Annotated in this window: 5 protein-coding genes and 2 pseudogenes; 2 read left to right on the forward strand and 5 right to left on the reverse strand. The window is 70.8% G+C overall.

Annotation, left to right across the window (positions count from 1 at the left end):
• Nucleotides 1-57: 57 nt before the first annotated feature.
• Together ACIRGB_RS34885 and ACIRGB_RS34890 are read right to left on the reverse strand one after the other, a co-directional pair.
• Entirely contained in the window at nt 58-1,494 is a 1,437-nt protein-coding gene (locus tag ACIRGB_RS34885; protein WP_403873482.1) for an MFS transporter, read from the reverse strand.
• Nucleotides 1,495-1,778: 284 nt separating this feature from the next.
• Nucleotides 1,779-2,426, reverse strand: a complete 648-nt coding sequence (locus ACIRGB_RS34890; protein ID WP_403873485.1) for a TetR/AcrR family transcriptional regulator — start codon at nt 2,424-2,426, stop codon at nt 1,779-1,781.
• A 210-nt stretch (nt 2,427-2,636) separates the two neighbouring features.
• Between ACIRGB_RS34890 and ACIRGB_RS34895 the strand changes: the two genes are divergently transcribed.
• Both ACIRGB_RS34895 and ACIRGB_RS34900 read left to right on the forward strand, forming a co-directional pair.
• Nucleotides 2,637-4,070, forward strand: coding sequence for an MFS transporter (locus tag ACIRGB_RS34895; protein ID WP_403873488.1), 1,434 nt, complete (start codon nt 2,637-2,639; stop codon nt 4,068-4,070).
• A gap of 40 nt (nt 4,071-4,110) precedes the next feature.
• A pseudogene (locus ACIRGB_RS34900) lies at nt 4,111-4,227 on the forward strand (four-helix bundle copper-binding protein); the annotation flags it as partial.
• Between the two features lie 68 nt (nt 4,228-4,295).
• On the opposite strand, the gene ACIRGB_RS34905 reads toward ACIRGB_RS34900, so the two are convergent.
• From ACIRGB_RS34905 to ACIRGB_RS34915, 3 genes and pseudogenes are all read right to left on the reverse strand, one after another.
• Complete coding sequence (locus ACIRGB_RS34905; RefSeq protein WP_403873491.1) at nt 4,296-4,838, reverse strand: DUF4396 domain-containing protein; 543 nt, start codon at nt 4,836-4,838, stop codon at nt 4,296-4,298.
• Between the two features lie 80 nt (nt 4,839-4,918).
• Nucleotides 4,919-5,617 (reverse strand): annotated as a pseudogene (locus ACIRGB_RS34910) (F510_1955 family glycosylhydrolase); the annotation flags it as partial.
• Between the two features lie 21 nt (nt 5,618-5,638).
• Nucleotides 5,639-5,785 (reverse strand): hypothetical protein, encoded by a 147-nt coding sequence (locus ACIRGB_RS34915; RefSeq protein WP_403873494.1) that lies wholly within the window; start codon nt 5,783-5,785, stop codon nt 5,639-5,641.
• Nucleotides 5,786-6,000 lie beyond the last annotated feature (215 nt).

Below are 6,000 nucleotides of genomic sequence, written 5' to 3' on the forward strand. Positions count from 1 at the left end.
GACATCGTCAGTGCGGAACGGTCCCGTCGGCTGCCAGGGTGCACGGCAGCCCATGGGTCAGGCGTTGACGGACGCGCTGTTCGCGGTCGAGGGCTCCTCAGCGCCGGGCGATGCCGGGCGGCCCCGCATCAGCACCGCCGTGAGCAGACCACCCGCGGCGGCGATGGCCGCGGCGCCGATGAAGGCGGCGCTGAAGCCGTCGGTGAGGGCGGGCAGGTTGCCGATCTGGTCCGCTCCCTGGGAGGTGGCCAGGGCGGTGAGGGCGGCGAGGCCGAGTGCGGAACCGACCTGGTAGGTGGTGTTGACGATGCCGGAGGCCAGGCCGGCCTGTTCCTGCGGCACCCCTGAGATCGCTGACATCATCGCCGGGATGTAGGCCAGCGACATGCCGGTCGCGGCGACCAGTGAGGCCGGCAGGACGTCGACCACGAACGTGCCGGTCGGCTCGACCGCCGCCAGCCAGACCAGGCCCGCGGCCAGGACGAACAGGCCGCCCGAGATCAGCGGCTTGGCGCCGAATCGGCCCAGCAGGCGGGCGGTGATGAGGGTCATGAAGGCCATCAGCAGGCCGGTCATCGGCAGCAGGGCGGCACCGCTGGCGAAGGCTCCGTAGCCGAGGACCTGCTGCAGGTAGAGGTTGAGGAAGTACCACATCGGGATCCAGGCGGCACCCAGCAGCGTCATCGCCAGGTTGGAGACGCCCAGGCCCGGGGTGCGCCAGACGCGCAGCGGCATCAGTGGCGTCTTCACCGACTTCTGTACGACGAGGAAGAGGGTCAGCAGCACGGCGGCGCCGAGCAGTTCCAGCACCGTCTGGCCTGCGCCCCAGCCGACTTCGGGTGCGCGGACCACGGCGAACACGGCGAGTGCCAGGCCGGCGGTGACGGAGGCGGCGCCGAGGACGTCGACCGCACCGCGGCTGGGCGCGACGGCGGGTAGGAGCCCGGTGGCGGCCAGGGTCGCGATGCCGATGGGGACGTAGATGATGAACACCCAGGGCCAGCTCGCCCACTCGGTGAACACGCCGCCCAGGAAGACGCCCGCGGTGCCACCGGCGGGGGCGGCGGCACCGTAGAGGGCCAGCGCCTTGCCGAGTTCCTTCGGGTTGTGGCCGAAGAGCATCATCAGCAGCGTCATGGACCCAGGCGCGATCAGCGCGCCGCCCACGCCCTGCACGGCACGGCCCACGACCTCCACCCAGGCGGTGCTCGCGGCGGCGGCGACGACGGAGCCGGTGATCAACACGACCCATCCGCCGGCGAAGACCCGCCGGGCTCCCAGCAGGTCGGACAGGCGACCACCGAGCAGCAGCAGGCCGCCGAAAGCGATGACGTAGGCGTTGAAGACCCACTGCAGGTCGCCCTGGGAGAAGCCCAGGTCGCGCTGCATTTCCGGAAGGGCCACCCCGATGATCGAGGTGTCCATGATGACCATGAACTGCGCGGCGGCCAGCACTGCAAGTGCCCACCAGCGCCGTGGATCGATGGTTGACATCGCTCGTTCCCTCCCACTGAATCCAGATACCCCGAGGGGGTATCTCTGTCTCGCGACCGAACGATATACCCCCCAGGGGTATTCCGGAAGGGGATTGTTGTTCTGGGGCACGCTGTGTGCGAGGTCATCCAGGCCCGGCAGGAGAGTCCGAGGGCGGGGATGTCACTGGGGCGCCGTCTGCGGGCATGCCGCAGCAAGCCGTGGTGGGTGCGAGGCTTCCGGGGCGAACGCGGGTGTCAGGTCGGCGCGGGTCCGGTCCTGTGTGGATGTCGGGCGAGTGTCCGTCAGGCGGGGCGGGGGCCGTAGTGGCCCAGGAACATGTCGACGCCGCTCACGATGAGGCGGTCGGTGAGGTCCTCGTCGATGTGTGTGCCGTAGGTGCCGAAGACCAGGTGGGGGAAGATCAGGAGTGCGTAGAGCTGGATGATCGCCGTTTCCGGGTCGGGAATGACCAGGCGGCCTTGGTCGGCGAGGGTGCGCAGGGCTTGGGCGGCGGCGGGGTGATGGCCTTCCGGCCCGTGGTGTTGCCAGGCCCGGCCCAGCTCGGGAAAGCGGCGCGCCTCGGCGGCGACCAGATTGCGCAGCGCGGTGACGTCGTCGTTGGTGCGCACCGAGTGGACCCACCGTCGCGCGGCGTCGAGCAGGGCCGGGCGGAGGTCGTCGGCCTCGACGAGCTTGGCGAGCGTGGCTGACGGCTCCCCGGACAAGGAGTCGTCCAGTGCACCCGCGATCACCGCGGTGAAGAGCGCTTCCTTGCTGCCGAAGTGGTTGTAGACCGTCACCTTGGAGACGCCCGCCGCTGCAGCGATGGTGTCCATGCCGATGCCGAAGCCGTCCCGGAGGAAAAGTTCACGGGCGGCTCGCACGATGGCCTGTCGCTTGAGGGCGGCGCGAGGCCCGCTTGGTGGCTGCTTGGCCCCTTGCGTGTCCATGTGCCGAGCCTACACGTGCCTGTACTGAACGGTTGAGTTCATATGAACTGCACAGTACAGTTTAATTCACCGGCCGTGGTCATCCTGCGGCATGCCGGTTCGTCGCTGCCAATCAGTACGCATCGCACGTCGGTGACCGACTCCACAGCTCCTTCGCTTCGTCCTCCGCCGCCCGGGCCTCATCCGTCGGGCCTCATCCAAGGACTCAAAATGACGCACCCGACCGTCGGCGCTTCGCACCCACCGGGCCACGCCGACCCTCACGCCCATCCACACAGGTGGGTCGCTCTGGCTCTCCTCTGCCTGGCGCAGTTCATGCTGATCCTCGACGTCACCGTCGTGAACGTGACGTTGCCCGACATGGCCGCGGACCTCGGCCTCGGCCGTGAGTCACTGACCTGGGTGGTCACCGCGTACACCCTCTGCTTCGGCGGTCTCATGCTGCTCGGCGGGCGCCTCGCGGACGTGCTGGGCGCCCGTCGGACCCTGCTGGTCGGACTGGCCCTGTTCACGGCCGCCTCGCTGGTCTGCGGCCTGGCGGGCAACGCCGCGGTCCTGCTGGGCGGGCGCATCGCCCAGGGGGTCGGCGCGGCACTGCTCTCTCCCGCCGCACTTTCCCTCGTCACGACCACTTTCCACGGCCCCGAACGCACCAAGGCCCTCGGCGCCTGGGCGGCCATCGGCGGGTCCGGCGCCGCCGCCGGTGTCCTGCTCGGCGGGGCGCTCACCGACGGACCGGGCTGGCCATGGGTCTTCTATGTCAACGTGCCCGTGGGACTCGTCGTCCTGGCCGCCCTCCCCGGCGTCGTGGCGGCCCGCGCCCCGCAACCGGCCCGGCTCGACCTTCCGGGGGCCCTGCTGGCCACCGCCGGAACCGGCGCGCTGATCTACGGCCTGGTGGAAGCGGGAGACTCCGGCTGGGGGAGCCCGTCCACCCTGTTCCCGCTGGCCGGCGCCCTCGCGGCCTACGCACTGTTCACCGCCGTCGAGCGAACCAGTCGTGCTCCGCTGATGGACCTGCGCATGTTCACCCGGCGGCCCGTCCTCGCCGGGGCGTTTCTCATGCTCATGGCCACGGCGCTGCTGATCGCCTACTTCTTCCTCGGGTCGGTGTACCTCCAGCACCTGCGCGGCTTCAGCCCGCTGAGGACCGGACTGGTCTTCCTGCCCGTGGCCGTCGCCACCGGCGTCGGCGCACACCTGGGCTCCCGCCTGGTCGGCAGGATCGGCAGCCGTGCGACGGCCGGCGGCGGCATGGCCATCACCGCCGCCGGAACCGTGTCGCTGGCCCGGCTCTCGAACACGGACAGCGTGTACGCCGTGCTGCTGCCGGGCTTCGTCGTCGCCGCCCTCGGTCTGGGCGCGGTCTTCGTCACCGCGACCACCACGGCGCTCGCCATGGTCGAGCACCGAGAGGCCGGGCTGGCGTCCGGTGTGGTCAACACCTTTCACGAAGTCGGCGGCTCGATCGGCGTGGCAGTCGTCTCCACCGTCGCGGCCTCCGGTATCGAACGGGGATCCGCCGGCGGATTCACCGACGCGTTCACGCTGTGCGCGGCAGCGGCCGCGGTGACCGCAGTCGTGGCCCTGCCGCTCGTGCCGCGGGGTAAGCCCCGGATGACGGGCGGACCGCACGTGCACTGACCTCTGTCCCACCCCCAGAAGCCGGGCCTGCCTCGCTGAGACGTGCGCCGACGAGTGCGCCACCCACGCGGACATGCACCAGCACTGCCGCGTCTGCGCCGAAGCGTGCCGGCGCTGCGAGCGGGCGTGCAACGACGTGCTCGCGAGTCTGGGCTGACTTCGGCTGCACAACGCCGGGCGGCCCCCAGGTTTTCTGGGGGCCGCCCGGCGTTGTGGTGGTGCGGGTCAGTGGTAGGCGTGGACGACGGCGTGGCCCTTGCCGCGGCCGATCATCCACTTGTTGACCGGCGTCGTGATCACGAACGCCACGGCGAAGCCGCCGAGCAGGGCGTACCAGAACAGCCCGTCCGACAGGTACGCGTCCATCGCGCCCGGCACGAGGGCGACGATCCCGTTGTCCACCAGCTCCATCACGGCGATGGAGACGGTGTCGGCGGCCAGCGCCACCTTGACCGCGGCCTTCAGGGACACCCCGGCGCGCACCACGGCGAACAGGGTGAAGGAGTAGCCGAAGACGAAGGCCAGGGCGATGGCCAGCACCATGGTCGGCACGTTGCCCCACATCAGCGCGGTGCCGACGACCATGCCGAGGATCTCGCCGACGGCGCACCCGGTGAGGCAGTGCAGCGTCGCCCGCATGGCCGTCGCCCACGTGGTGCCGTGAGCCTGCCCGCCGTGATGCCCGCCGTGCCCCTCGTGTTCGCCGTGGCCGCCGACATGGGCGGCGTGGTCGTGTGCGGTACCGGAGTGGTGCGTGCTGTGGTCCATGACCTTCATCCCCGTTCTACGTCCCGCAAGGCCCCTGGTGGCCCCACCGCAGAAACCATATACCCCCTGGGGGTATCTAGCTAGGGACGATCCGAACTCGCTGTTGGGCGCTGGAGGAGCTTCCACGTGCGCCCGCCATCGACGGACTCGTAGACGGCATCGGCACTGTCCGCCGCCAACAGACGCTGCGCGGTCACCGCGGTCAGCGCCCTGCCCTCCCCGCCCGCAGGCAAGCGGCCCTGCTCCGTCCACGTCCGCCCGTCGCGACTGGCGACGAGGCGGCCGTCGGCCGTGAGCGCCAGCAGCCTGCCGGGTTCCGGCTCCTCCACCGCGACCAGTCCGGGCGCCGACGAGACGGGTCGGAAGGTCCGCGCGCCGTCATCACTGCGGGCCAGGCCCGTGCCGGTGGCTGCCCACACGGTGGCCGCGCTGCCCGGGTGGGAGGCGAGATCGAGCGCCGCCACCTTCGCGCGCTTGGCCCAGGTGCGGCCCTCATCGGTGCTGGCCCACACCCTCTCGCTCAGGCTGTCGAATCCGTACAGCGAATCACCGGCCTCTTCCAACGCGTGGAAGTCGGCGTCGCCTTCGGCGGAGACGGTCTGCCAGGTGCGGCCGGCGTCCGTGCTGCGGATCAGACCCAGATGGGCGGGCCGAGTGCCGGATTCGGCAGGGCCGGGGTGACCGCTGGCCAAGAATGTGGACGGGCCGGTGACGGTGAAGCCCATCGTGTCCTGATGGCGGTCGGCCACCCGGGTCGCAGTACTGCCCTCCAGGCGGAAGACGCCGTGGTGGCCGGTGGCTTAGACCGTGCCGTCGGCCGGGCCGACGCCCAGGCCGTGCAGGTGGCCGGTCCCCGGGTCGGGAGCGGCCCCGCTTCCGCAAGTGCCGGTGGTGTCGGTGGCGGAACAGGAGGCGAGGAGCAGGCCGGTGGCCGCGAGAAGGATCAAGGCACGCGAACGGAGCCGCGCTATGCGAATCATGGTGTGAGGTCCAGGCGGGGAGAAGGGCGTGAGGGTGGGGTGGGCCGGTGGGGGGGGGGCCCCCGGGGGGCCCCCCCCCCCCCCCCCGCGCCCCCACCCCCAAACCCCCCCCACCCGAAAAATTAACAAAAAACCCCACAACCAGCAGATAATAAAACCCGCCAAAAATTTGGGCGGGACCA

Source organism: Streptomyces sp. NPDC102490, from assembly GCF_044765285.1.
Lineage (GTDB): Bacteria > Actinomycetota > Actinomycetes > Streptomycetales > Streptomycetaceae > Streptomyces.